Source organism: Bowdeniella nasicola, assembly GCF_900107735.1.
Lineage (GTDB): Bacteria > Actinomycetota > Actinomycetes > Actinomycetales > Actinomycetaceae > Bowdeniella > Bowdeniella massiliensis.
This window is the reverse complement of record NZ_FNQV01000010.1, coordinates 48,836-73,276: the sequence shown is the minus strand read 5'-3', so window position 1 is coordinate 73,276 and position 24,441 is coordinate 48,836. Positions and strand designations below refer to the sequence as shown.

At 69.5% G+C, this 24,441-nt stretch carries 19 protein-coding genes; 9 read left to right on the top strand and 10 right to left on the bottom strand.

The window, feature by feature from the left end; genetic code table 11:
- Positions 1 to 6 precede the first annotated feature (6 nt).
- From BLU67_RS08445 to hemE, 8 genes are read right to left on the bottom strand one after another with little or no spacing between them, the layout of a single operon-like run.
- Positions 7 to 552, bottom strand: coding sequence for a GNAT family N-acetyltransferase (locus BLU67_RS08445; RefSeq protein WP_092564923.1), 546 nt, complete (start codon positions 550 to 552; stop codon positions 7 to 9).
- Positions 553 to 610: 58 nt separating this feature from the next.
- The gene (locus BLU67_RS08440; RefSeq protein WP_176780755.1) at positions 611 to 1,462 is read right to left on the bottom strand and encodes a PIG-L deacetylase family protein; all 852 of its coding nucleotides are present in this window, start codon (positions 1,460 to 1,462) and stop codon (positions 611 to 613) included.
- A complete protein-coding gene (locus BLU67_RS08435) occupies positions 1,459 to 2,733 on the bottom strand; it encodes a glycosyltransferase (protein ID WP_092564919.1) in 1,275 nt (424 codons plus the stop codon). The genes BLU67_RS08440 and BLU67_RS08435 overlap by 4 nt, the downstream gene beginning before the upstream one ends.
- Before the next feature lie 17 nt (positions 2,734 to 2,750).
- Positions 2,751 to 4,079 (bottom strand): glutamate-1-semialdehyde 2,1-aminomutase, encoded by a 1,329-nt coding sequence (gene hemL, locus BLU67_RS08430; RefSeq protein WP_092564917.1) that lies wholly within the window; start codon positions 4,077 to 4,079, stop codon positions 2,751 to 2,753.
- Between the two features lie 56 nt (positions 4,080 to 4,135).
- Positions 4,136 to 5,134, bottom strand: a complete 999-nt coding sequence (gene hemB / locus BLU67_RS08425) for a porphobilinogen synthase (RefSeq protein WP_092564915.1) — start codon at positions 5,132 to 5,134, stop codon at positions 4,136 to 4,138.
- Positions 5,131 to 7,164, bottom strand: a complete 2,034-nt coding sequence (gene hemC, locus BLU67_RS12640) for a hydroxymethylbilane synthase (protein WP_143027384.1) — start codon at positions 7,162 to 7,164, stop codon at positions 5,131 to 5,133. Before hemC ends, hemB begins: the two co-directional genes overlap by 4 nt.
- Positions 7,157 to 8,719 carry a protoporphyrinogen/coproporphyrinogen oxidase gene (locus BLU67_RS08415; RefSeq protein ID WP_092564913.1) on the bottom strand — a complete coding sequence of 521 codons (1,563 nt, stop codon included), beginning with the start codon at positions 8,717 to 8,719 and terminating at the stop codon, positions 7,157 to 7,159. The genes hemC and BLU67_RS08415 overlap by 8 nt, the downstream gene beginning before the upstream one ends.
- Entirely contained in the window at positions 8,716 to 9,837 is a 1,122-nt protein-coding gene (gene hemE / locus BLU67_RS08410) for a uroporphyrinogen decarboxylase (protein ID WP_092564911.1), read from the bottom strand. The genes BLU67_RS08415 and hemE overlap by 4 nt, the downstream gene beginning before the upstream one ends.
- Before the next feature lie 265 nt (positions 9,838 to 10,102).
- Between hemE and BLU67_RS08405 the strand changes: the two genes are divergently transcribed.
- The 3 genes from BLU67_RS08405 (at position 10,103) to hemQ (ending at position 13,772) form a co-directional block, all read left to right on the top strand.
- Complete coding sequence (locus BLU67_RS08405; protein ID WP_092564909.1) at positions 10,103 to 11,674, top strand: glutamyl-tRNA reductase; 1,572 nt, start codon at positions 10,103 to 10,105, stop codon at positions 11,672 to 11,674.
- Positions 11,671 to 12,855, top strand: coding sequence for a ferrochelatase (locus tag BLU67_RS08400; protein WP_261977077.1), 1,185 nt, complete (start codon positions 11,671 to 11,673; stop codon positions 12,853 to 12,855). Before BLU67_RS08405 ends, BLU67_RS08400 begins: the two co-directional genes overlap by 4 nt.
- A 95-nt stretch (positions 12,856 to 12,950) precedes the next feature.
- Entirely contained in the window at positions 12,951 to 13,772 is an 822-nt protein-coding gene (gene hemQ / locus BLU67_RS08395; RefSeq protein WP_092564907.1) for a hydrogen peroxide-dependent heme synthase, read from the top strand.
- 123 nt (positions 13,773 to 13,895) lie between these two features.
- Here the strand turns inward: hemQ and BLU67_RS08390 are convergent, their stop codons facing one another.
- On the bottom strand, positions 13,896 to 15,488 hold the full coding sequence (locus BLU67_RS08390) for an HNH endonuclease (RefSeq protein WP_092564905.1): 1,593 nt from the start codon (positions 15,486 to 15,488) through the stop codon (positions 13,896 to 13,898).
- 252 nt (positions 15,489 to 15,740) lie between these two features.
- Between BLU67_RS08390 and BLU67_RS08385 the strand changes: the two genes are divergently transcribed.
- The gene (locus tag BLU67_RS08385; RefSeq protein ID WP_092564903.1) at positions 15,741 to 16,802 is read left to right on the top strand and encodes an aldo/keto reductase; all 1,062 of its coding nucleotides are present in this window, start codon (positions 15,741 to 15,743) and stop codon (positions 16,800 to 16,802) included.
- Between the two features lie 6 nt (positions 16,803 to 16,808).
- On the opposite strand, the gene BLU67_RS12270 is transcribed toward BLU67_RS08385, so the two are convergent.
- Complete coding sequence (locus tag BLU67_RS12270; protein WP_176780754.1) at positions 16,809 to 16,973, bottom strand: helix-turn-helix transcriptional regulator; 165 nt, start codon at positions 16,971 to 16,973, stop codon at positions 16,809 to 16,811.
- A 129-nt stretch (positions 16,974 to 17,102) separates the two neighbouring features.
- On the opposite strand from BLU67_RS12270, the gene betT reads away from it, so the two are divergent.
- The 5 genes from betT to BLU67_RS08360 all read left to right on the top strand — a co-directional run bounded on the left by betT (position 17,103) and on the right by BLU67_RS08360 (position 24,434).
- Positions 17,103 to 19,268: a choline BCCT transporter BetT gene (gene betT, locus BLU67_RS08380; protein ID WP_092564901.1), complete on the top strand. Its 2,166-nt coding sequence runs from the start codon at positions 17,103 to 17,105 to the stop codon at positions 19,266 to 19,268.
- Between the two features lie 65 nt (positions 19,269 to 19,333).
- The gene (locus BLU67_RS08375; protein ID WP_092564899.1) at positions 19,334 to 21,103 is read left to right on the top strand and encodes a bifunctional metallophosphatase/5'-nucleotidase; all 1,770 of its coding nucleotides are present in this window, start codon (positions 19,334 to 19,336) and stop codon (positions 21,101 to 21,103) included.
- 151 nt (positions 21,104 to 21,254) lie between these two features.
- Positions 21,255 to 21,818, top strand: a complete 564-nt coding sequence (gene ahpC / locus BLU67_RS08370) for an alkyl hydroperoxide reductase subunit C (RefSeq protein WP_073716032.1) — start codon at positions 21,255 to 21,257, stop codon at positions 21,816 to 21,818.
- Between the two features lie 127 nt (positions 21,819 to 21,945).
- Positions 21,946 to 23,502, top strand: a complete 1,557-nt coding sequence (gene ahpF, locus BLU67_RS08365; RefSeq protein ID WP_092564897.1) for an alkyl hydroperoxide reductase subunit F — start codon at positions 21,946 to 21,948, stop codon at positions 23,500 to 23,502.
- 26 nt (positions 23,503 to 23,528) lie between these two features.
- Positions 23,529 to 24,434 (top strand): LysR substrate-binding domain-containing protein, encoded by a 906-nt coding sequence (locus BLU67_RS08360; protein WP_092564895.1) that lies wholly within the window; start codon positions 23,529 to 23,531, stop codon positions 24,432 to 24,434.
- Positions 24,435 to 24,441 lie beyond the last annotated feature (7 nt).

The following is a 24,441-nucleotide window of genomic DNA, read 5'->3' as shown; positions in this document are numbered from 1 at the left end:
CGCCGCCTACCAGTTCGAGACGTAGTAGATGTGCGTGAACTTGCGGCCGTGCGTCTCCTGGGCGGTATCGAGCTCTTCGTTGCGCACGAGCCCCACCTTTTCGGCGACGCGATGCGAGGGCACGTTCGCGGGCACCGTGAGCGCGACGATCGGATATTCGGGCAGGTGCTCGCGCGCCAGATCGATCGCCGCGCGCGCCGCCTGCGTCGCATAGCCCTTGCCCCAGCTGCCGGGCTCGAAGCGGTAGTACAGGCTGAGGGCCGGGCGGTCGTGGAACGTGCGGAACTGGACGCCGGACATGCCAACGACGCGCGTCGGATCCTGCCGGTCCGTCGCCACCCAGAACCCGAACCCGTGCTCGCGCCAGTGCGCGACGGCGTCATCGTAGCGCCGCCCGACGATGGAGCGCGCCACCTCGATGGGCAGCGGGTGGTACATGAAGGTCTGCGGATCCGAGTGCAGCTTCGTCATCGACGGCTGATCCTCGGACGTCGGCGCCCGCAACATGAGGTTCTCGGTCACGATCGGCGACCAGTCGGCTGGGTTCTGCATGGCCCTATTCTCACCCGATTTGGCCTCGCGTGGCGACCATTCGCCGATTTTCCCGACGCTAGGACCTAGAAGTCTCGGCCCAGGCAAGGGCGGCTCCGCAGTAGACGCGCTGGCGTTGCCCACCGACGTGCTCTACTTCGACGACGTCGACCGCGCCTTCCGGCAGCGCGATGACCCGCAGTTGCGTCGCGTAGCTCGCGAGTGCCTCGCGAACCTGGCTGAGCGTTCCGGGAAACGCCTCGAAGCCCGGGAGCTCAGGCGCCGGTGTGCCCATGCGCTCGGAGACGATCTCGATCATCGGCAGGTGCGCCTCGTTCGCCGCGCGCAGCGCCACCTCGTGCAGGTGGACGTGATCGGGATGGCCATACGTCCCGGCCGCGTCGTAGGAAACGATCGCCTCGGGCTGGAAGGCCTCGATGAGCTCGACGAGATCGGCGACGGCGTCCGCGATCGGGCGCTTCGTGAAGGCCTCCGGCGGCGCATCGGGAGCGGGGCCGGCGACGGGCTCCGCGCCTGCTGATGCGTCGGCGCGCTCCTCGTCCGGCGCATCCAGCCACTGCATGCCGGAGTCGAGATAGGGCGCCTTGCCCTGGCCGAGCCACGCGTGCTCGGAGACGCCGAGCGCGGCGCAGGAGGCAGCGAGTTCGGTCGCGCGAACGTCGGTGAGGGAGCGGGTATCGCCCGGCGGTAGTGCGCCCGGGCGGATTTCGCCGCGTTCGCCGCGCGTTGCGGTGACGACGATGCAGCTGACGCCGCGCCTCGCAAGGTGGGCGATGAGCGCGCCCGTGGCTAGGGCCTCATCGTCAGGGTGGGCGTGCGCGAAAAGCACGCGCGCGGAGTTTTCTAGCGCGGCGAGCGGCGCCAACGCCGGATTGCCCGCCGAGCGCACGCCATCGCCCGCGCCGCTCACGCGAGCACCTCCTGGTAGGCGCACACGAGGTCCGTCGCGGTGTGCCGCCACGTGTGCTCGAGCGCGAACTCCCGCGCGGACTCACCCGCGGCCGCCAGGCGCTTGTCGTCGCCGAGCAGGTGGACGATCGCCTCGGCCCAGTCATCGGCGTCGCGCGATTCCATGAGCAGGCCGCCGGGCGCGACGGCCTCGGCGAGCCCACCGGCGCCGAGCCACCCGATCATGGGGACGCCCGAGGCTTGCGATTCCAGCGCCACCAGCCCGAACGTCTCGGACCAGCTCGGCAGCACAAACAGCGCGGCCTCGCGCATCAGGCACGCGAGCTTTTCGCGCGAACACGCGCCAGCAAAGTCGACGGCATCGGCGACGCCAAGCCGCTCGGCCTGCGCGCGCAGCTCGTCAGGATAGGCGTCATGGTCATCCGACGCCGCCCCCGCGAGCACGAGCCGCAGCCCGCGATAGCGCTCCAGCGCGCCACTTGCACCGCCCGCAGCGTCCGCACCACCTGCGCCACCCGCAGCACCATTAAGCTGCTCCCGTACCTTCGCGAACATCTCGAGCGCCAAGTCCGCGCCCTTGAGCGGCTGCAACCGCGCCGCAAACAGCAGGTAGGGCTGCTCGGGCGGCGGGCACGTGCGCGGCGTGAAAAACTCGACGCCGACGCCGGGCCGCGCAATGCGCACCTTGTCATCCGGCACGCGATAGCGCGCAACGATCGTATCCGCCTCGATATGCGATACAGCGACGACGAGATCCGAGCCTTGCCCAACTCGGCGCTCGCCGTCGATGCGCCCCTCGGACTCGCTCGGCTCCCCGAGCGCCAGCGAGGAGGCGTTCTTCGGCGCCGCGACGGAGTGGTAGGACTGGATGTGGGCGATCCCGAGTTCGCGCGCGACGGGCAGCGCCGCCACCCCCGAGAACCAGTGGTGGGAGTGGATGACGTCGAGCGGCTCGAGCGTGATGCCACCAATCGCGCCGCCGGACAGCACGCGCCGCAGCTCGGCGGAAAACGGCTCGATCGCGCGCTCCATCTCGGACTTTGCGAGCGGCGCGGCCGGCCCCGCGTCGAGCAGGATGAGGCGCACCCCCTCGCGCACCTCAGTCACGGCGGGCGCCTCCGGATCGGAGCGCCGCGTGAACATCTCGACCTCGTGCCCGAGCTCAGCGAGCTGACACGCCGTGCGGTTGACGACGACGTTCATGCCGCCCGCATCCGCGCGCCCCGGCTCGGCCAGGGGGGACGTGTGCAGCGAAATAAAGCCGATACGCATACCCCCAGCCTAGCGAGTTAGATCGCGCGCACCGCGGTGCGGATCGCCTCCTCGATGTGGCTGAGCGCCGCCTCGTCGTGCGCGGCGGACAGGAACCAGGCTTCATAGCAGCTCGGCGGCAGCGCGACGCCGGCCTTGAGCATCGCGTGGAAAAACCGCCCGTAGGCAGCGGCGTCCTGCGCCTTCGCGTCGGCATAATTCTCGACGCCATCGGCGGCGGGTCCCTCACCGATGAAGGCGGAAAACAGCGAGCCAGCGTGGTTGATCGTGAACGGGACGCCGGCGTCGGCCAGCGCCTCGCCGAGCGCGCCGCGAATCCGCACGGCCGCGCGATCGACGTGGTCGTAGACGCCCTGGTCGGCCAGGCGCAGGGTGGCGAGCCCCGCGGCGGTGGCGAGCGGATTGCCCGAGAGCGTGCCGGCTTGGTAGACGGGGCCGAGCGGCGCGAGCTCGTCCATGATCGCGGCGGGCCCGCCGAGCGCGGCGAGCGGCATCCCGCCGCCGACTACCTTGCCGAACGTCACGATGTCGGGCGCCCAGGCGCCTCCCGCGCTCCCAGCCGCGCCGTCGGCCGCGGCGGCCTGCTCCAGGCCCCACCAGCCCGCGGGCCCCACGCGAAAGCCCGTGAGGACCTCGTCGAGGATGAGCAGCGCGCCGTGCTCGGCCGTGATCTCGCGCAGGAAGGCGTTAAAGCCGGGCAGCGGCGGCACGACGCCCATGTTGGCGGGCGCCGCCTCGGTGATGACGGCCGCGATCTCGTGCCCGCGCTCGGCGAACAGCGCCCGCAGCGCCGCCTCGTCGTTATAGGGCACGACGAGGGTCTGCGCGGCGATCGCCTCCGGCACGCCAGCGGAGCCGGGCAGGCCCGCCGTCGCGATGCCCGAGCCGGCCTCGGCGAGCAGCGAGTCGGAGTGGCCGTGGTAGCAGCCGGCGAACTTCACGAGCACGTCGCGCCCGGTGACCCCGCGCGCGAGCCGGATCGCCGTCATCGTTGCCTCGGTGCCGGTCGAGACGAGCCGGACGCGCTCACACAGCGGCACGCGCTCGGTGATCGCTTCGGCAAGCTCCACCTCGGCGAGCGTCGGCGCGCCAAAGCTGAGGCCCCGCGCGGCGGCCTCCTTAACAGCGGCGACGACCTCGGGATGCGCGTGGCCGAGCAGCGCCGGCCCCCAGGAGCACACGAGGTCCACGTAGCGCGTGCCCTCGACGTCGCGCACGAAGGGGCCGGACGCCTCGGTGTAAAACCGCGGCGTGCCCCCGACGGAGCCGTAGGCGCGCACGGGCGAATCGACGCCGCCAGGGATGGCGTGCTTGGCGCGTTCGAACAGGGAATCGTTGCTAGTCATGGTGCGGTGGATCCTTTCGGCCGGGTCGGCGAGGTGAGTGACGGGGCGCGGCGGGGCTAGTTCCGGTAGCTCGCGGCGAGGTGGGCGGGGGCCTCGAGCGCCCAGTAGCTGAGCACGAGGTCCGCGCCCGCGCGCACGATCGAGGTGAGCGATTCGGCGATGACGCGTTCGCGCTCGATCCAGCCGTTGCGCGCCGCGGCCTCCACCATCGCGTACTCGCCGCTGACCTGATAGGCCGCGACGGGCACGGGCGAGTCGGCGGCGACATCAGCGAGGACGTCCAAATAGTAGCCCGCGGGCTTAACCATGACGGCGTCGGCGCCCTCGGCGATGTCGAGCGCCGCCTCGTAGGCGCCCTCGCGGCGGTTGGCCGGATCCTGCTGGTAGGTGCGGCGATCGCCCTCAAGGCTCGAGCCGACGGCGTCGCGGAAAGGACCGAAAAAGGCCGAGGCGTACTTGGCGCTGTAGGCAAGGATCGCGACGTCGTCGTAGCCCGCCCGATCCAGGCCCGCGCGGATGGCGCCGACCTGGCCGTCCATCATGCCCGAGGGGCCGACGACGTGGGCGCCGGCCGCGGCCTGGGCGATCGCCATCTCCACGTAGCGCGCTACGCTCGCGTCGTTATCGATGCGGCCCTCGCTGGTGAGGACGCCGCAGTGGCCGTGGTCGGTGAACTCGTCGAGGCACGTATCGGCCATGACGACGGTGGCGTCGCCGACCTCGGAGCGCACGCGGGCGAGCGCCCGGTTGAGGATGCCGTCTTCGGCGAGGCCGGCGCTGCCGGTGGCGTCCTTATCGTCCTCGGTTGGGACGCCGAAGAGCATGATGCCGCCGAGGCCCGCGCTCGCGACGTCGCTGGCGAGCGCCGCGAGCGAGTCAAGCGTGTGCTGGCTGACGCCCGGCATCGAGTCGATCGGCGCGGGGGCGTCGCTCCCGTCGCGCACGAAGACGGGCAGGATGAGCTGGCTTGGGCGCACCTCGATCTCGCGCGTCAGGCGGCGCATCGCGGCGCTCGTGCGCGCGCGGCGCGGGCGGTTGGTCAGGTTCAGGCTCATGGCTGCTCCTTCGGTTCCGGCGGGGTGGCGGTCGTTTCCGGGTTTGCGGTGCGGGCTGGTGCTTCGGCGTGGGCTGGCTCGCCGGTGCGCTCGCCGTCGGGGCGAAGTGCGTCGACGACGGCCGCGCAGATAGCCGCGGGAGTGGGCTGCACGGCGGTTGCGGCGAGCAGGCCGCCGCCGGCGCGGATCGCTCTAGCGGTTGGCTCGCCGATCGCGACGACGGCCGTGCCCGGGCCGGCGTGGCCGAACAGCTCGACGAGGGCCGCGGCGACGGACGGCGCGGTCACGACGACGGCGTCGATGAGGCCGCGGTGCCAGGCGTCGGCGACGTCCTGGTCCGCGCTCGGGCGCGTGCGCGTGGTGTAGATCGGGGTGCGGGTGACGCGCCAGCCGGCGGCGGTGAGCGCGTCGGCCAAGGTGGGCGCGGCGAGGGCCGAGGCGGGCAGCCAGGCGTGGGGCGCTGCCGCGGGCTCGGCGAGTTCCCCAGGCGCGGATGCTTCCGGGGGCTCGGCCGGTTCCGAGGGCTCGGGCGATTGTGCCGCCGCGATCATGGCCGCGGCGAGGGCGGCGGCGTCGTGCGTGCCGCGGATCGTCACCGGCAGCCCCGCGGCTTCACCGGCCGCGGCGCTCGCGGGCCCGACGGCGGCGATCACGAGCGGCGCGCGACCCGCGGCGGGGGATGCGCCACTAGTGGATGCCAAGGATACGGCTTCGGGCGGAGTAGCGGCGGCGCGGATCGTCTCCAGGAGGTTGAGTTCTTCCAGGCGCGTGATCGTGCGCGGGCTCGTGATCGCCAGGTGCGTGAGGCTCGGCAGGAGGTTCGCCGCCAGGGCCGCGGCGTCTACGTCGATCGGCTCGGTGAGCGTGACGGGGTGGGCGATCACGGCGGCGCCAGCGGCGCGGAGCTCGGCGACGATGTGGTCGTCCGCCTCGCGCGGCACGAACACGGTACGCCCGGCGAGCGGGCCGGCCTCGGGGCCCGCGGTGGTGGGGGCGAGCGCGGGCACGGCGTCGGAGCGGGCGCGGGTGTGGCGCGCGCCGATCTCGGCAATGTCGCCCGCGCCCTGGGCGAGCAGCTCGCGGGCGAGGTCACGCCCGATTGCGATCGCGTCCCAGGGGTGGCCCGTCGTCGTGGCGGAAACGGTCTCGCTGCCGTCGAGTGCGAAGACGGCCGCCGTCAGCGCGAGATCCCCGCTCGCGAGGAGTTCGCCGTGGGTGCCGACGGGGGCCGCGCAGCCCGCCTCGAGCTCCGCGAGCACGGCGCGTTCGGCGTCGATTACGGCCCGGGCGCCCGCGTCGTCGATCGCCGTGAGGGCCTCGGCGAGGGCGGAACCGAAGACGCCGGAACCGGCCGCGTCGGCGCTGCGGCATTCGACGGCGAGCGCGCCCTGGGCGGCCGCGGGCAGGATCGGCAGCGGCACGACGAGGCGCTCGGCAAGGAGCTCGGCGAGCGTATCTCCGAGGCGGTTGAGACCGGCGGCGGCGAGCACGACCGCATCGAGGTCCCCGGCGGCGGCACGCGCGATGCGGGTGGGCACGTTGCCGCGGATGTCGGCGATCTGGCAGGTGGGCAGCAGCGCGCGGATCTGTGCGGCGCGGCGCGGCGAGCCCGTGCCGATCCTCAGGCCGTCGGGCAACTGCGATAGCAGCGCGTCCCCGTCGTCGGAATGTAGCGAGCGAAGCTGGGACGCGAGATGCGGGGCGAGGACGAGGACGTCGGCGATATCTTCGCGCCCCGGCACGGCGGCGATGGTCAGTCCCGGCACGGGCGCGACGGGCAGGTCCTTCAGCGAGTGGACGGCGAGGTCGCATTCGCCCTCGAGCAGCGCGGTGCGCAGGGCCGCGGCGAAGACGCCGACGCCGCCCATGAGGGCCAGCGGGCGGCGGGAGCGGTCGCCGCGCGTCGTGATGGGGACGAGCTCGACGCGCAGGCCGCGCTCGCGCAGCAAATCGGCGACCCAGCTCGACTGCGTGAGGGCGAGGTCCGAGGAGCGGGTGCCTAGGCGGATGGTGCGGGGGGCGTCAGTCATGACGGGGCGACCTTGCGTTGTGGGGTGCGGGCGATGTGGGGGTGGGGGCGTCGACGGGGGTGGCTGCGTCGACGGGGGTGGGGGCGCCGAGTGACGCGGCGGCGGACCGGGCGTGGGGCAGGATTGCCGCGAGGCCCGAGCCAGCGAGCCAGGCGCCGGTGGCCGCGAGCGACGGGATGGCCGCGAGGCGCTTCGTCAGGGCGGAGACGTTCGCGCGGTGCTGCGGGGTGGGCGGCGCGAGGGTGCCGTCCCAGCGGATGAGGCGGTGTGCAAGGACATCGGATGCGGCCAGGTCAGCGCCCGTCATTGCCGCGAGGTCCGCGAGCGCCGCGGGCACGCTCGGCTGCGGGTAGGGCTCGCCGTGGCGCCCATAGGACAGGCGCACGAGGTGATGGTGCGGGCCAAGCTGCGCGCGCAGTGCCTCGCCCAGCCACGGCCACTTTTCGCTCATGTGGGTCAGGGCTTTGGCGCCGACGGGGGCGCCGGCTGCCGAGTGCGCGCCTTTGGTGACGAGCATCCCGGAGCCGCGGGGCGCCGCATCGAGGGCGGGGGCGCGCAGCAGCATCGTGAGGTGCGCGATCGGCGAGCCTTCGGGCATGTCCCACGGCTCGATATCGAGCGCCCCGGCAAGCAGGCGCAGCGCGTGCGGGCCGGAGCACGCGACGATGACGCGATCGGCCGCGAGCTCGCGCGTCGGCCCTGCTGGTTCCAGGTGCGGGCCGCGGGCGGGGGCCATCTCGGCCACGTCGAGCAGCCAGGCCTCGCCGCGGTCATCCCGGCCCGCGCCTTGCTGGGGGGCGCCGCGCCGGAGGCCAAGGACGCCAGTGCGCGTGCGGATCTCGCCGCCGGCCGCGACGATCTCGCGCGCGAGGGCGCTCGTGAGCAGGTGCATGCCGCCAACGACTTGGGCGACGATGGGCGGCGGCGTGGGGAGCTGGCGCAGCGCGGTGACCGCCCGCATGAGCGAGCCGTATTTCCGGGTGGCTGCGCGCAGGCCCGGGGCGACGACGTCGATCGCGAGCGAGGACGGCGGCGCAGAGTGGATGCCCCCGGCGACGGGCGCGACGAGCTTGGTCAGCACCGCTTCGCCGAGCCGCGCGGTAACGAAGGAGGCGAGGTCCGTGCAGTCGGCGCCAATATCCCCACCCATCGTCAGGTCTTCGAGTGCGCGGGCGAGTTCGTCGGTTGTGAGGGCGGCGCGTAGATCGTCGTCGATCCCAGTGGTGCCCGGCGGATCGAGGTAGCCGGGGATGCCGAGGATGCCGGCGGGGATACGGATGGGGGTGCCGTCGGCGGCGAGCACCCAGGAGCGGCCGGCGGGCGGGGCGACGGACAGGCCGAGATCGGCGGCGAGGCCCGCCACTGCGCCGCCGCGCGTCGCGAAGGATTCGGCGCCGATGTCCGCGAGGATGTCCGTGCCTGCGACGGGTAGCGCCGCGATGAGGCCGCCGGTGTAGCCGCGCGCCTCCAGCACGAGCGGGCGGTGGCCGGCGCGCGCGAGTTCGTAGGCCGCGACGAGCCCCGCGAAGCCGCCGCCGATGACGACGGGTCTCACCGCGCCGCCTCCGCAGCGTCAGGGGCGGCCGGATAGTGCGGCACGGGTAGCGAGTGGAGATAGGCGACGAGGTCGGTGAGGACCTGGGCGTCGGCGTTCGGCGGGACGCCGTGGCCGAGGTTGACGATGTGGCCCGGGGCGGCGGCGCCCTCGTCGACGACGCGCTTGGCGCCAGCGTGCAGCGCCTGAATTCCCGCGAACAGCAGCGCGGGATCGAGGTTGCCCTGCAGCACGTAGCGCCCGCCCAGCAGCGCGGCGGCCTCGGACAGCGGGGTGCGGTGATCGACGCCGAGCACGCTCGCTCCCGCCTCGCCGAGCGCGGGCAGCAGGTGCGCGGTATTCGTCCCGAAGTGGATGCGCGGAACGTCGGGGTAAGCGGCGGCGACGGTGGCGAGCACGCGCTGCGAATACGGCATGACGTGCGCCCGGTAGTCCGCCTCGGAGAGCGATCCGACCCAGGAATCGAACAGCTGCATGACGCGCGCGCCGACGCCGAGCTGGGCGAGCAGGAAGCCGGCAGACAGGTCCGCGCACCAGCTCATGAGGGTGTCCCAGCTCGCGGGATCGGCGTGCATGAGGGCGCGCGCGGCCAGGTGGTCCTTGGACGGCCGGCCGTGAACGAGGTAGGCCGCGAGCGTGAAGGGCGCCCCTGCGAAGGCGATGACGGGGGTGGCATCGCCTAATTCGTCGACGACGAGGCGCATCGCCTGCTCGATTGGCGTGAAATCGGCCTGCGTGTGGGAGGTCAGGCGCGCGATCGCCGCGGGGGAGTTGGCGGCCTCGGCAAAGACCGGCCCGACGCCGGGCGCGATCTCCACCTCGACGTCGGCGAGCTTCATCGGCACGACGATGTCGGAGAAGAACACGGCCGCGTCGACGTCGTGCCGGCGCACCGGCTGGCACGTGATCTCGGCCGCGAGTTCGGGCATGAGGCAGGACTCGATCATGCCCGTGCCGGCGCGCGCCTCGTGGTACTCCGGCAGGGAGCGGCCGGCCTGGCGCATGAACCACACGGGGATGCGGTGGGGGCGGCGGCGCTGGGCGGCAGTGAGCAGCGCGGGCGGTGCGGCCGGGGATTGCGCTCCAGCAGTTTTGTCGACACGGGGCTCGAAGGGCATGGCAGTCACGCCTCCATTGTGCCCGACGACGCGATAAAAGCCGAAGCCGTGTCGAGGAATCCGGGCTGCGGGTGTGTGGGGCAGCGGGCGTTGAGTGCGGCAGCGAATCAAGGGCTGCGTCGCGAAAGTTGGCGGCTGATGGCCGGGTGCAGCGTCGGCGCGCCGGAGAGGTTAGCCACGAGCTGTCGACAACAATCGTCGATTAAACCGATAAGGCGCGAATGTTGCGGTTGTCGACACGGGGGCTTCGCGATGTTGACGCGACGTGAAAAACTCCAGGCGCCAGGTGTGGTTGAATGACGGAATTGTGGGGCTCCATCTGTATTCCGTCCACCACCGCGTGCACGGGCTCGCGGGCGTCGAGCGGGTGACCCCCGCCGTCGACGGCCTCGCGCAGCGCGCGGTGAATTCCGCCCTGCCTATTCGCGGCGCCCTCACCCTTGCCACGTGTAATCGCGTGGAATTGCTGCTCGATGTGGAAGAAACCGCCGCACCGCTGAACTGGAGCGAGCTGGATACTTACGTCGAGGCGGAGCTGACGCGCCACGAGCAGGGGCGCGGTGGCGAGCGCGCGGGCGTCCATGCGACGGCCCATCACCTGGCCGACGCCGTCACTCACCTGTTCGATGTGGCCGCTGGGCTCGACTCGATGGTCGTCGGCGAGCGGGAGATTTCCGGCCAATTGCGCCGCGCGCTGACCGTTGCCGGGCGCCAGGGCACGGCCTCCTCCCTCATCCATCGCACCGTGCAGGCGGCGCTTCGTACCTCCCGCAAGGTGGCGCACCTGACCGGGCTGGCGTCCGCGGGTCGGTCCGTCGTGGGCGTCGGGCTGAACGTCGCTCAAGAGTTTGTGCCGCCGCTTGCCTCGTGCCGCGTCCTACTCATCGGGACGGGTTCGTATGCGGGGGCGTCCGTCGCCGGGCTGCACGAGCGCGGCGCCATGAATATTGCCGTGCACTCCTCCTCCGGGCGTGCCCAGCAGTTTGCCGCGGGGCACGATCTCACCGCGATCGCGCCCGATGCGCTCATCGAGGAGCTCGCGGCCGCTGACCTCGTGGTCTCGTGCCGGGGACTCGGTTCGCCCGTGCTGACCGTGGCGGACATGCGGGCCGCACTGGCGCTGCGTGGTGACGGCTCGCGTGGCGGAGGGACGCGCGACGTGGTGCTGCTGGATTTGGCGCTGACCCGCGATGTTGAGGTGGGCGTCGGCAAGTTGCCCGGCGTGCGCCTCATTGACCTGCACGACGTGCGCCGCGCAGTGCCCGACGTTGGCTTCGATCAGGTGGCACGGGCGATCGATCTGGTGCGTGATGGCACCGCAGAATTGGCCCGCGACCTTGATCAGCGGCGGCTCGATCCCGCGATTGTGGCCGTGCGTTCGCTCATTTCCGATGCAGTCGACGACGAGATTGCGCGCCTGCCCGCGGACGGCGAAATCTCCCGCGCGGCGGCGATCCAATCGCTGCGGCGGCTTGCTGCGCGGATGGCGCACATCCCGACGGCGCGCGCCCACGATGCCGCGGTGGCCGGGCGCGCCGAGGAATACGTCGATGCGCTGAACGCCGTGCTTGGTATTGATGCCGAATTGGGCGAGCGCGCGCTTGCGAGCGCCCAGGGCTGCGGCCGTGCCCAACTCTTTGGCGGCACCTCTCAGCTCACGGCGTCGTCGTCGCAGATGAGTGCCGAACGAGCGGCGGGTTCCAATTCGTTGGAGGGGACATCGGCGCTGGAAAATGCGTCGCGCGCCCTGGATGGTACGTCGAGTGAGTTTGATTCCTCGACCTGCCCCGTCACCGGCATTACCCTGACCGATCTGGGACGCAAGGAGTCGTCGTGAACCCTGCCGCCACTACCGATCCGCTCGCGCCGTTTGATGCGGTCATGTACGTCACCTATGGCGGTCCGAACGGGCCCGATGACGTGCTGCCGTTCATGCGCAATGCGACGGCCGGGCGCGGGGTGCCCGACGACCGACTCATTGAGGTCGCGGGGCACTATCAGCGCTTTGGTGGAGTTTCGCCGATCAACGAGCGCAACGAAGAATTGCGGGCGGCGCTCGCGGCGGAACTTGCTGCGCGGGGCTCGGCCCTGCCCGTCGTCATCGGGAATCGGAACTGGCATCCGTTCATTAAGGACACGCTGGCTGCGCTCGCGGCCGAGGGCAAGCGGAGGATTTTGGTGCTGCTGGCCTCAGCGTACGCCTCCTATTCCGGGTGCCGTCAGTACCGCGAGGATCTAGGCGTGGCCGCGGCCGAGCTGGCCGAGGCGGGTATTGAGCTCACCTTTGCGAAGGCGCGACCGTACTACACGACGCCGGGTTTCCTGGCGGCGGCAACGGATGCGACGGCGGCGGCTTGGGACGATCTGGTTGGTGGCGATAGCGGCAGTGAGGATCGGGCGGCGGATTCCCGGATCGCGTTCGTGACGCACTCGATTCCGACGTCGATGAATGCCAATGCGGGGCCACCGGATTACGTCGCCCAACACCTGGCGGTATGCGAGGAGATCGTGGCGCGGCTGCATGAGCGGCTTGGCTATGCGCCGGCTTGGGACCTGGTGTACTGCTCGCGCTCCGGACCCGAGCATGTGCCGTGGCTTGAGCCGGACATCAACGATCATCTCAGTGAGCTTGCGGCTGGTGGTGCAGCCGGTGGTGACGGTGCGGCTGGTGGTGCGACCAGTGGTGGAGGTGCGGTGCGCGGCGTCGTGGCCGTGCCGATGGGCTTCACATCCGATCACATGGAGGTCGTCTTCGACCTGGATGTTGAGGCGGCAGAGACCGCAGCGGAGCTGGGACTTGAGTATCGGCGGGCGGCGACCGTCGGGACCGACGAGCGGTTTGTTTCTTCGCTCGCGCACGTCGTGCAAGAGGTGGCTGCGGCGGAGCAGGGGCAGGACGTCGAGGCGGAGCCGGGCGACCTCGGGCCGTGGCCTGCGCGATGCCGGGCGGGGTGCTGCGCGGCGGTTCGGCATCCGCATGCGCCGGCGCCGCGGCCGACCGTGTGTGGGGCGGACTGAACATGTGGGATCGGGCTAAGACCAACTGAGCGCTGAAGCTCAGAACCCGGCGGGCAGCACCGCGCGGCGGGTCATCACGAGAAAAGGAAGCTGCGATGGAAGACAAACGTCCAGAAGCTAGTGGAGATGAGCGCGCCGAGGCTGCGGCGGCAGGAGCGGGGGCGCCGGGAGAGAACGGAGATCGCGGGCATCGGCCCAGCGCCTCGGTGCGCGATCACCGCGATGGGCCGCGCGCCGATCGCAAGGCCGTCAACGAGCTCGAGCACTTCTCGCTGCACGCCGTCTTTGGTGTGGCCGAGGGGGTGCCGGCTGACGATGGCGAGCGGGCTGCGCTGGTTCAGGCCGTTGCAGCCGCGACGGCAGCCGAAGGCGTGACGCTGCGCGGCTGGTATGACGTCGCGGGCTTCCGCGCCGAGGCCGACATCATGATGTGGATCCACGGCGAGGACGTCGATGCGCTGCAGGCCGTCTACCACCGGGTGCGAAATGAGCTCGTGGGCGCGTTCGAGCCGGTGTGGTCCGTCGTCTCCACGCATCGTCCGTCGGAATTCAACCGCGGTCATATTCCCGCGATTCTCGATAATTTTGGGCCGCGGCGTTATATCTGCGTCTACCCGTTCGTGCGCTCCTACGAGTGGTACACGATGGCGCCGGAAAAGCGCGCGAAAATGTTGGCCGAGCATGGGATTTCGGGGCGGCAGTTCCCCGACGTGTTGGCGTCGACGCTGTCCGCGTTTGCGCTGGGGGACTACGAGTGGATCCTGTCCTTCGAGGCCGATCAGCTGAACAAGCTCGTCGATGCGATGCGGCATCAGCGGGCTGTTGAGGCGCGGCATCATGTGCGCGAAGAGATTCCCTTCTTCACGGGTCCGCTCGTGGAGCTTGGCGAACTACTGGAGCGGCAACCGCGCGGCTGACGTGACGCGGCGTGGCTGGGTGCTGCGTCGGCGTGGAGGCATGGCTGAGGGCCGGACTCCGCTCCCAGGTGCTGGGAGGGGGTCCGGCTCAGCTGTGTGTGAGGCGGATTTTCGGGAGCTGTTTTATCGGCTCACGTACTTGGGGGGATCGCCCGATGAGCGTGCGGGATCACTGGGTGGGCCCGCTCGGGAGTCTGTGCTGGAGGCAGCTGAAGGGTCAGCGGAGGGGGCAGCGGAGGGGCCTTCGCCGGGGCTAGATCGGGGGCCTACCCGCTTGGGACGGGCACGTTTGACGCGTTTGAAGTGCGGTTTGAGTCCGTAGGTGGTTCCGAAGCGCGCGTGGCGGACCGGGCGCTGCAGCGGGTCGCGGCTGATCGGCGGAATGAATTCCGGGACGCCGTCGTCGGACATCCGCATAGTGGAGAAATCGCGGCTGTTTGGCGGGTTTTCGACCTGTGCGTGGTGGGTTTCGCACAGCGCGCACAGGTTGTCGAGTGTTGTGGTGCCGCCGGCGGCGAACGGCACGATGTGGTGGACGATGCAGCGGACGAATGGGATGTCGCAGCCCGGGTAGACGCAGCCGCCGTCGCGCTTGCGAACGTGTTCGCGGATCTCGCCGACGGCGAGGCGGGGTTCGTCTGCTGGACGGGGTGCGTCAGCTGAGCGTGGGTCCACTGCCAGTCGGGTCCCGGTGGTCGGATTGGTCTCCGCGGCGGGAGGGGCGGGCTGGGACGGTAGCTCATCGTCCGCCATCGCTATGGCTTCTTTGACGAAGTCCGGGGCGTCCTCAAGGTTTCCTTCGAGCGCGAAAAGCTCGTCGAAGGAATCAGGAAATGCGTCAGAGGGAGCTGTGGTGCCGGAGGGGCTGGGGGTGCGCGGGTTTGACGTGCGGCGCTTCGGGTCGCCGAAGCGGCGGGCCAGCTCGATGAGGGCCTCGATGCGGCGTTCTTTCAGCGGCTTCGGGTCTTTGCCGGCGTTCAGGCGGCGGCGTCGGATGGATTCGGCGATCCGGTCGATGACGGGGGTGAGGATCGAAGTGTCCGCGCCCGTCAGGTGCATGGCGACGTCGGTTCCAAACTCCGGGTGGTTGCGATCGCGCGGGGTGAGGATCATGGCGCGGTCCGCGGCCGAGCGCTCCTGCTTGATGGCGGCGAGGGCCTCTTGGGATTTCTTGGAGAGTTCGTCGACGTCGGCCATGAGGCGCTCGCAGTCGGTTTTGAACGACTGCGGGTCGGTTATGGCGGCGCGCTGAAGGAGGTCGCGCGTGAGGGCCTCGAAGGGTTCGTCGTCGAAGAATGGTTGGACGGTCGCAAGGGCCTTGACGGCGTGCGGGATGTGGCCGCGGCCGATGCGGGCGTCGGCGAAGGCGGCAAGGACGAGCGGGAACTGCGAGATGTCGCGCGCGGCGAAGACGGCGTTGGTGGCGCGGCGCGGGGTGTCCTTGGTTTCGCTGGCGATGATGTCCGCGAGGTAGGTGCGTTCGGCTTTGGCGGCCTTGGCGGCGTCGGCATCTGCGACGACGCGGATGCGCGTGTGCTCCGTGGCGCGGGCGATGCGTTCGGTTAGGCGGACGGCGCGTAGGTGGGCTTCGTCATCGGGGCGGTGCCAGCCGGCGGCGGTGCCGGCCGCGAGGATATCGCGCGCGAGACCGAGGAGATCAAGGCTGAGTTCGCCGCTCGTCGTCGTGAACTGCTCGATGAGGGTGGTGGCGTCCATGGCTCTCTGCTTTCGTGTTCGGCGCTTTTGCTGTCTGCCGAGCTTCTGCTGGGCGGTCGTGCTTCTGCTGGTGGGGCTCGTGTGGTGGTGGGGTTCGTGGTGTTGTGACGTCACTATGACAGGCGGGGCGCGTCGGGAACTGCGCGGTGCGGACGTCGCGTCGCGGATACGGTGGATGTGTGCCGTTGTGGACAACCGCGGCGGGCGCCGACGGATTCGGTGGGCGCTTGTGGCGTTGGACGAGGAGGAAGCATGGAATCGCGAGTTTTGGGTCGGACCGGGCGCGAGGTGTCCGTCATTGGGCAGGGGTGCTGGCAGCTTGGGGCGGATTGGGGAGACGTCGATGAGAAGGATGCACTCGGAGTGCTGCGGGCGGCTGCGGCTGGTGGCGTGACGTTCTTTGATACGGCGGATGTCTATGGCGATGGGCGTAGCGAGCAGCTCGTCGGGCGGTTCGTTCGCGAGGGGGCCGGTGCTGACGAGGGAGATCGTGCGGGTGAGGGCGACCAGCCTGGTGCGGGCTCGTCGGTGATGGTGGCTACGAAAATGGGCAGGCGGGCCGATCCGCATGAGGCGTCGGCCTATACGGCCGCGAATTTTGCGGCGTGGAATGATCGCTCGCGACGCAATCTTGGGACCGAGCGGCTGGATCTCGTTCAGCTGCACTGCCCGCCGAGCGAGGTCTACCGCGACGATGCGGTCTTCGATGCGCTCGATGACATGGTGGCGCAGGGGCGGATGGCGGCCTATGGCGTGAGTGTGGAAACCGTCGATGAGGCTCTTGCGGCGATTGCACGGCCGAATGTCGCGAGCGTCCAGATCATCATCAACGTCTTCCGGCGAAAGCCACTTGAGGAGGTGTTGCCGGCGGCGGCGGAGGCGGGCGTCGGGATCATTGCGCGCGTGCCGCTGGCCTCGGGACTGCTATCCGGCAAGTACACCGAATCGACGACGTTTGCCGCCAGCGATCACCGCAACTACAACCGGCGCGGTGAGGCGTTTGACGTCGGGGAAACCTTCGCGGGCGTGCCCTTTGAGGTGGGGTTGGCTGCTGCGCGGGAGTTTTCCGGGATCGTCGGCGAGCTGAAGTCGTCGTACTCGGACTTCGAGCCGGCAACTCCGGCGCAGGTTGCACTGCGATGGATCGTCGACCAGCACGGGGTTTCGACTGTTATTCCGGGGGCGCGGAGCGCGCAGCAGGCGCAGGCAAATGCCGCGGCCGGTGAGTTGCCGCGGCTGCCTGCGGGCGTGGATGAGGAGTTGGCGTCGCTATATGCCAAGCACGTCAAGTCGCATGTCCACGATCGGTGGTAGTGCCGGTTAGGGTTCATCGGGGCTGAAGATGTCCTCGATCTGGCACTCGAAGATGCTCGCGAGACGGAAGGCCAGTGGCAGTGATGGGTCGAAGTGGCCTTTTTCGACCGAGACGATCGTTTGGCGGGTGCCGCAGGCTCGTACGTCCTGGGTGTCAAGCGTCCTTGACATTTTGTTGCCGGGAGTTCGTCGGAGGCGGGTATAACCGTCGTTTCCCGGTTTGCGACAAAGAATCGGCAAATGCTTCGTTTGTGGGGCTTGGGTCTTCTTAGTTCGGCACGTGTCGGCTAGGTTGACGGGGTGATCAGCAAGAATTCCCGCACTTTAGGCGTGCCCGAAACCGATCCCGAGGACTATCGCGAGGGGACAGCGCCCAACAGTGCCGTGAACTGGCCCGTCTTTATTGCCTCGGGCGGTGGCATCCTCGCGATCGCATTGTGGGCGATTATCGAGCCCGGACAGGCCGAAACCGTTTTGACGTCGGCCGTCGGCTGGATCAGCGAGAACCTTGGCTGGTGGTACATCGGGCTTGCGACCGCCGTCGTCGCCTTCGTCGTCATCGTTGCGGCGAGCCGGTTTGGGCGGGTGCGGCTCGGGCCGGATCATTCGCGCCCGCAATACCCGTGGTACTCCTGGGCGTCGATGCTTTTTGCCGCGGGTATCGGCGTCGATCTGCTGTTTTTTGCCGTCGCCGAGCCGGTGACGCAGTACTTCACGCCGCCGGCGGGCGGGGCCGAGACCGTCGCCGCGGCGCGGCAGGCCGTCGTCCTGACGATCTTCCACTACGGGATTACCGGGTGGGCGATGTATGCGCTGATGGGGATGTGCTTTGGGTATTTCGCCTATCGCAAGGGGATGCCGCTGACGATTCGGGCGGTGCTGTACCCGATCATCGGCAAGCGGGTGAACGGCGTGGCCGGGCATGGCGTCGAGGTGGCGGCGATGCTCGGGACCGTCTTTGGGGTGGCGACCTCGCTCGGCATTGGTGTGGTGCAGCTGAACTACGGGCTGAGCCTGCTCTTTGGGGTGCGCGAGGGGCTCGCCGCGCAGATTGCGCTCATCGCCGTGGCCGTCGGGGTGGCGACGTGGTCGGCCGTCTCCGGAGTCGATAAGGGGATTAAGCGGCTGAGCGAGTTCAATGTCGGGCTCGCGATCGTGCTGCTCGGCTACATCCTCATTACCGGCCGGACGGCGTTTTTGATGGATGCGCTCATCATGAACGTCGGGGAGTACGCGACGAGCTTCCTTGGGCTGTCGATGGATACCTATGCGTTCGACGGCGCGACCGAGTGGCTCGGGCTGTGGACGCTGTTCTTCTGGGCCTGGTGGGTGGCGTGGGCGCCGTTCGTCGGGCTGTTCCTCGCGCGGATTTCGCGCGGGCGCTCCATTCGGCAGTTCGTGCTCGGCACGCTGACCGTGCCGTTTATGTTCGTGGCGCTGTGGATCTCGATCTTTGGCAACTCCGCGCTGGAGATCGTCATGGGCGGCGACGCGGCCTTTGGTGAGGCTGCGATGAACACGCCGGAGCGCGCCTTCTACCAGCTCATCGAGCTCTACCCGGCGGCGCCGCTCGTGGCCGGGGTGGCCTCCGTCGTCGGGCTGCTGCTGTACATCACGTCGGCCGATTCCTCGGCCCTCGTCATGTCGACGTTCACCTCGAAGGTCGATGCAGCGCACCGCGATGGGCCGGCCTGGTCGCGCGTCTTTTGGGCGCTGACGACCGGCATCCTGACGATCGCGATGCTCGTCGTCGGCGGGATTCCGACGCTGCAGATGGCGACGGTCATCATCGGGTTGCCGTTCTCCGTCGTGCTCGTGCTGGCGATGGTGGGACTGTGGCGCTCGCTGCAGGATGAGAAGGCGCGGGCCTCCGCGCGCGAGGCCGGAGCGTCGGCGCTCGGCATCGACCGATCCTTCGCGCAGCGACTCAGCTACGCCGTCACCTACGCCGACGACGATGACGTGCGCGATTTCGTGATCGAGGTGGTCCAGCCGACCCTCGCGGACGTCGGGCAGATGCTCCACACCATGTCCGGCAATGGGGAGGGTTCGGATGGAGTGCTGCTCGAGGTGCGCGACGTCGACGTCGTCGATGCCGTCGACGATCAGCTCGTGCACGAGCTGCCGGAAGTTGAGCTCGTCGTGCCGCTGGCCGGGGGCGATTTCATCTACGGCGTGCAGCCGATCTCGCGGCCGATGCCCTCGTATGCGTTCTCGATGGAGCCGCTCTCGCACGTCTACTACCGGCTCGAGGTTTTCGGTCCGACGGGTTCGCTCGGGTACGACGTGCTCGGCGCGACGCGCGAGCAGCTGACCGATGATGTGCTCGCGCGCTTTGAAGAACACCTCGAATACCTCGAGCTTTCCGGAATGCAAGACGGCGCTGCGCGCAGTGGCAAGCTGCGCGAGTTCTCCAAAAACGTGAAAAACCGGCTCGTCGACGTACGCTCCCGCTCGACCCGCTAGGCCCGCGCGCCCGCTCGTCCCGGACCGTTAACGGCGGCGCAACGCGGCGGCCCTACGATCGCGGCATGGCTCTTGTGCGCGGAATTCAGTCAGTCCTTGTGGCGGTCATCGCCTTCGTTGTTGCCCTCGCGGCGCTCGCGGTGCCCGCGGGAGCCGCGCCGGCGCGCTCCATCGACGTCCTCGGTTTCCAGGACGCCCACGAGTTCGAACCGCAAACGTGGAAGGACGGCCACGAGTACGGCGGCATCGCGCGGCTCGCCACCGTCCTTGCCGCGGCCCGCGCCGAGGATCCCCACGCGATCACGGCCTTCGGCGGCGATCAGGTCGGCGGAACGCTGTTCGGCGCGGTCTACCGCGGCGAACCCTTCGTCAAGGCGTTCAATGAGCTCGGTGTCGATGTCGCCGGGTTCGGCCAGCACGACTTCGATTTTGGGCTCGAACACACCCGCCACCTCATGGGTCTGGCGCAGTTCACGTGGATCAGCTCGAACCTGACCGTGGACTCCCAGCCCGTCAGCCCCGATGGCCGCACGGCCATCATCGAGCGCGGCGGGGTGAAGGTCGGATTCCTGTCGCTCTCGGGCGATATGGACACGACGATCGTCGGCGACGAGGTCGACCAGGGAGATTTCGTCGCCTCCGCTCGTAGCGCGGCCGAAGAACTTCAGGCCGGTGGCACTGAGGTCATCATCGCGCTCACCCAGATCATGAACGGTGAGGCGCGCGACGTTCTCAACGCGGTGCCCGCAATCGATGCCGCCATGACCGAGGAAGCGAGCGGGAGCTCCCCGGTGCGCATCGAATATGCCAGCGGCGAGCGGCCAGTCGTCTCGCCGGCCGCGGACTACGGCACCGTCGTGCGATTCCGCGCGAGCCTCGATGAGGCGGGCGCGGTCAGCGTCGTGCCGACGATCCTGCCTGTGAGCGAAAACGTCGCCGCCGGTCCGGCGTGGAACGAAGTGCAGGCACGTTACGCCGCCGAGATGGATACGAAGCTCAGTGAAGAAGTCGGGGCCGCCGCGCAGGACCTGTCGCGCCCCGAGCTCGGACGGATCGTCGCCCAGGCCTACCGCGAATACGCGGGAACCGACTTCGGGTGGCAAAACGGCGGCGGAATCCGCGTCGAACTGCCGGCCGGAACGCTCACCAAACGCAGCCTCCTGTCGGTGTTGCCCTTTGGCAACGGCCTCATCATCATCACGACGACGGGCGCCCATATGAAGGATGCGCTGGAGCAGGCGATCGAATCCGATCCGAACGGCAATCGCGGCTTCCCGCGCACCGCCGGACTCTTCTACGACGTCGACCTCGACAAGCCTGCCGGCGAGCGCGTGAGCAACCTGCGCGACGAGGCGGGACGCCCGCTCGATCCCGCGACGAGCTACACGCTCGCGCTCACGCAGTACGTCAAGCGCGGCGGCGACGGAGTCGTCGCGTTCAAGGACGACCCGCTCATCAAGGACCAGGCAACGATCGACGCGGACGCGTTCGCCGACTACATCACGCGGCACGGCACGATCGACGTCCTGCCTGAGACCTCCGGCAGCGAGCCGACCCCCACGCCCACCCCGAGCGCAGAGCCCACGGGCGAGCCCACCACCCCCGCGCCGTCGGCCTCGCCGACGCCCGCGCCGAGCAGTGCAGTGCCTACGCCGGCGCCGACGAGCCCTGGCGAGGGTGCGCCCTCGGGCGATCCCCGGCCCGCGCCCGGGCTACCGGTGACGGGCGGCCAGCTGCTCGGTCTGCTCGGCGTCGCAGCCCTGCTCATCCTCGGCGGCGCGGCGGCGATCATCCTCGCGCGTCGGCGCTCGGGCAGCATCGGGCACGACAACTAGCCAGACCACTCACGGTTTTGTCGACACTGTGGGTCAACTCACCATTGATCGGGCCTATGGAATTGGAGATCGACCGTAGTTGGCGGCTATAGTGAAAGTGTCGTCGACGCCGGAAGAAAACCGGCGGAATCTGAGCTTTTTAGGAGCACACATGAACCTCATGAACACCAAGATCAAGCCCTTCAGCGCGACCGCATTCAAGGAAGGCGAGTTTGTCGACATCACGGAGGCAGACGTCCTTGGTAAGTGGGGCATCTTCTTCTTCTACCCGGCCGACTTCACCTTCGTCTGCCCGACGGAGCTGGGCGATATCGCGGACCACTACGAGGAGCTCCAGCGCCTCGGCGTCGAGGTCTTCTCCGTCTCGACCGACACGCACTTCACGCACAAGGCCTGGCACGAAACCTCCGAGACGATCGGCAAGATCAAGTTCTACATGATCGGCGACCCGAACGGCGTCGTCACCAACAACTTCCAGAACATGCGCGAGGGCGCGGGCCTGGCCGACCGCGCCACCTTCCTCATCGACCCGGACGGCGTCATCCAGTTCATGGAGGTCACCGCCGAGGGCATCGGGCGCAACGCCTCCGAGCTCATGCGCAAGGTCAAGGCCGCGCAGTACGTCGCCGCCCACCCCGGTGAGGTCTGCCCGGCCAAGTGGGAAGAGGGCGAAGAGACCCTCGCCCCCTCGCTGGATCTCGTCGGCAAGATCTAACCAGCTCATGGCGTGGGCCCTCGAAGCATCGGGGGCCCACCGCCGTGCTGCCCGCGCGCTTCCGCCCGCGGTGCCCAGCCGCCCCAGCCGCCTGAACTTTTCGTCCTGATAGCACAAAGGATTTCTCGTGCCCGTCCTCAACGACGCTCTGACCGCCCAACTTAAGCAGCTGCTCACCAACGTCTCGCAGCCGATCGAGCTCCTCGCGAGCCTCGATAACTCCCCTAAATCCGCCCAAACGCGCGACCTGCTCACCGAGATCGCGGCGCTGTCGGACAAGGTCAGCGTCGGCGAGCTTGCCGATCCGCGCACCCCGAGCTTCCTCATCCGCCGCGTCGGCACCGACATCGGCGTGCGCTTTGCGGGCCTGCCGCTCGGCCACGAATTCACCTCGCTCGTGCTCGCGCTGCTGCAGGTCGGCGGGCATCCGCCGAAGCTCGATGACAAGCAGGTGGCCGCGATTCAGGCGATCACGCAGCCGCGCGAGTTCGTCACCTACATGTCGCTCACGTGCACGAACTGCCCCGACGTCGTCCAGGCGCTGAATGCGATCAGCGTGCTCAACCCGAAGATCCGGCACACGACGGTTGAGGGCGGCACCTTCCAGGACGAGATCGACGCGAAGGGCGTCATGGCCGTGCCCGCCACCTACGAGGGCGATGAGCTCATCTCCTCGGGCCGCGCGGGCGTCGATGAATTCATCGCGCTGCTCGATACGGGCGCCGAGGCGCGCGCCGCCGCCGAGATGAGCGAGGCCGAACCGTACGACGTCCTCATCGTCGGGGGCGGGCCGGCCGCCTCGGCCGCCGCGATCTACGCCGCGCGCAAGGGCATCCGCACCGGCATGGTCACGGACCGGCGCGGCGGGCAGGTGCTCGACACGATGTCGATCGAAAACCACGTGTCGGTCACCTACACCGAAGGCCCGCGGCTGGCCGAAGACCTCAAGGCGCACGTCGACCAGTACGGCGTCGACGTCTACACCCCGCAGCTGGCCGATGCGCTCATCCCGGCAAGCACGCCCGGAGAATTGCACGAGATCTCCACGACCTCGGGCGGCCGCCTGCGCGCCAAGGCCATCATCCTTGCGACGGGCGCGTCCTGGCGCCTCATGGGCGTGCCCGGCGAGAACGAATACCGCAACAAGGGCGTCTCCTTCTGCCCGCACTGCGACGGCCCGCTGTTCAAGGGCAAGCGCATCGCCGTCGTCGGCGGCGGCAACTCCGGCATCGAAGCGGCGATCGACCTCGCGGGCGTGACCGCGCACGTCACCGTGCTCGAGTTCATGGACGAGCTGAAGGCCGACCAGGTGCTCATCGACAAACTCCACTCGCTGCCCAACACCACCGTCATCACCGGCGCGCGCACCACCGAGGTGCTCGGCGACGGCGATAAGGTCACGGGCCTGAGCTATGAGGATCGCGCCTCGGGCGAGATCCGGGGCTTGGATGTCGACGGCGTCTTCGTGCAGATCGGGCTCATGCCCAACACCGCGTGGCTTACCGACACCGTAACGCTGTCCGATCGCGGCGAGATCGTCATCGACGAGCGCGGGCACACCAACGTGCCCGGCGTCTTCGCGGCGGGTGACTGCACGACGGTGCCCTACAAGCAGATCGTCATCGCCTACGGCGCCGGCTCGACGGCTGCGCTCGCGGCCTTCGATCACCTCATCCGCTCCTAGCGGGCGCATCGAGCACGGGAGTTTCGATGAAGCTGCGGGATCTGGAATACCTCGTCGCGCTGGCCGAGGAAGGCAATTTTTCGCGCGCCGCCGTGCGCGCCGGGGTGTCCCAGCCGACGCTGTCGACTCAGATCAAAAAGCTCGAAACCGAGCTCGGCGTCCCGCTCGTGGAGCGCACGCCCGCCGGGCTGCTGTTCACCGAGGCGGGGCGCCAGGTGCTCGCGCGGGCCCGGCACGTCATGAGCGACCTCGCCGAGATCCGCATGCTCGCGCAGCAGGCGGCCGATCCCGCGAGCGCCACGCTCACCCTCGGCATGTTCCCCACCCTCGGGCCCTACCTGCTGCCGCGCCTCATGCCGCACCTGGCCGAGCGCCTGCCCGAGCTCAAGGTGCGCCTCGTCGAGGATAAGTCCGAGGCGCTGCTAGCTCAGCTGCTCGCCGGTGAGATCGACGCCGTCACGCTCGCCGAGCCGCCGGCGGCCGACGGGCTCGCCGCCGAGGACCTCTTCCGCGAGGAGTTCCTGCTCGCAGCTCCCCGCGGGCACGCGCTCGTCGAAGGGGAGCTGGAGCCGCTGCGGCTGTCGGCGCTGCGCGACGTCGACGTCCTGCTGCTCGACGACGGGCACTGCCTGCGCGATCACGCCCTGAGCCTGTGCCAGTCCGTCGGCGCCCGGCAGGCGAACTTCCGCGCGACCTCGCTCGAATCGCTGCGCTACATGGTCGCCGGGGGAGCGGGCGTCACGCTCATGCCGCGCCTGGCCGTCACCCCGCCCGTTGCCGCCGTCGACACCCTCGAGCTACGCGAATTTGCCGCGCCCGCCCCCTACCGCGACATCAGCCTGATCTGGCGGGAAACCTCCGCGCTCGCCCCGCTCATGGGCGAGCTCGCGGCAGCGCTGCGTGAGGCAGGCAGCACCGATCTTGGATCGTGAAAAGGTG

Bases quoted from the DNA above. Each gene is read 5' to 3' on its own strand.
- BLU67_RS08445 (WP_092564923.1), bottom strand. From the start codon at position 552: ATGCAGAACCCAGCCGACTGGTCGCCGATCGTGACCGAGAACCTCATG.
- BLU67_RS08435 (WP_092564919.1), bottom strand. From the start codon at position 2,733: ATGCGTATCGGCTTTATTTCGCTGCACACGTCCCCCCTGGCCGAGCCG.
- hemL (WP_092564917.1), bottom strand. From the start codon at position 4,079: ATGACTAGCAACGATTCCCTGTTCGAACGCGCCAAGCACGCCATCCCT.
- hemB (WP_092564915.1), bottom strand. From the start codon at position 5,134: ATGAGCCTGAACCTGACCAACCGCCCGCGCCGCGCGCGCACGAGCGCC.
- hemC (WP_143027384.1), bottom strand. From the start codon at position 7,164: ATGACTGACGCCCCCCGCACCATCCGCCTAGGCACCCGCTCCTCGGAC.
- hemE (WP_092564911.1), bottom strand. From the start codon at position 9,837: ATGCCCTTCGAGCCCCGTGTCGACAAAACTGCTGGAGCGCAATCCCCG.
- hemQ (WP_092564907.1), top strand. From the start codon at position 12,951: ATGGAAGACAAACGTCCAGAAGCTAGTGGAGATGAGCGCGCCGAGGCT.
- BLU67_RS08390 (WP_092564905.1), bottom strand. From the start codon at position 15,488: ATGGACGCCACCACCCTCATCGAGCAGTTCACGACGACGAGCGGCGAA.
- BLU67_RS08385 (WP_092564903.1), top strand. From the start codon at position 15,741: ATGGAATCGCGAGTTTTGGGTCGGACCGGGCGCGAGGTGTCCGTCATT.
- BLU67_RS12270 (WP_176780754.1), bottom strand. From the start codon at position 16,973: ATGTCAAGGACGCTTGACACCCAGGACGTACGAGCCTGCGGCACCCGC.
- BLU67_RS08375 (WP_092564899.1), top strand. From the start codon at position 19,334: ATGGCTCTTGTGCGCGGAATTCAGTCAGTCCTTGTGGCGGTCATCGCC.
- ahpC (WP_073716032.1), top strand. From the start codon at position 21,255: ATGAACCTCATGAACACCAAGATCAAGCCCTTCAGCGCGACCGCATTC.
- BLU67_RS08360 (WP_092564895.1), top strand. From the start codon at position 23,529: ATGAAGCTGCGGGATCTGGAATACCTCGTCGCGCTGGCCGAGGAAGGC.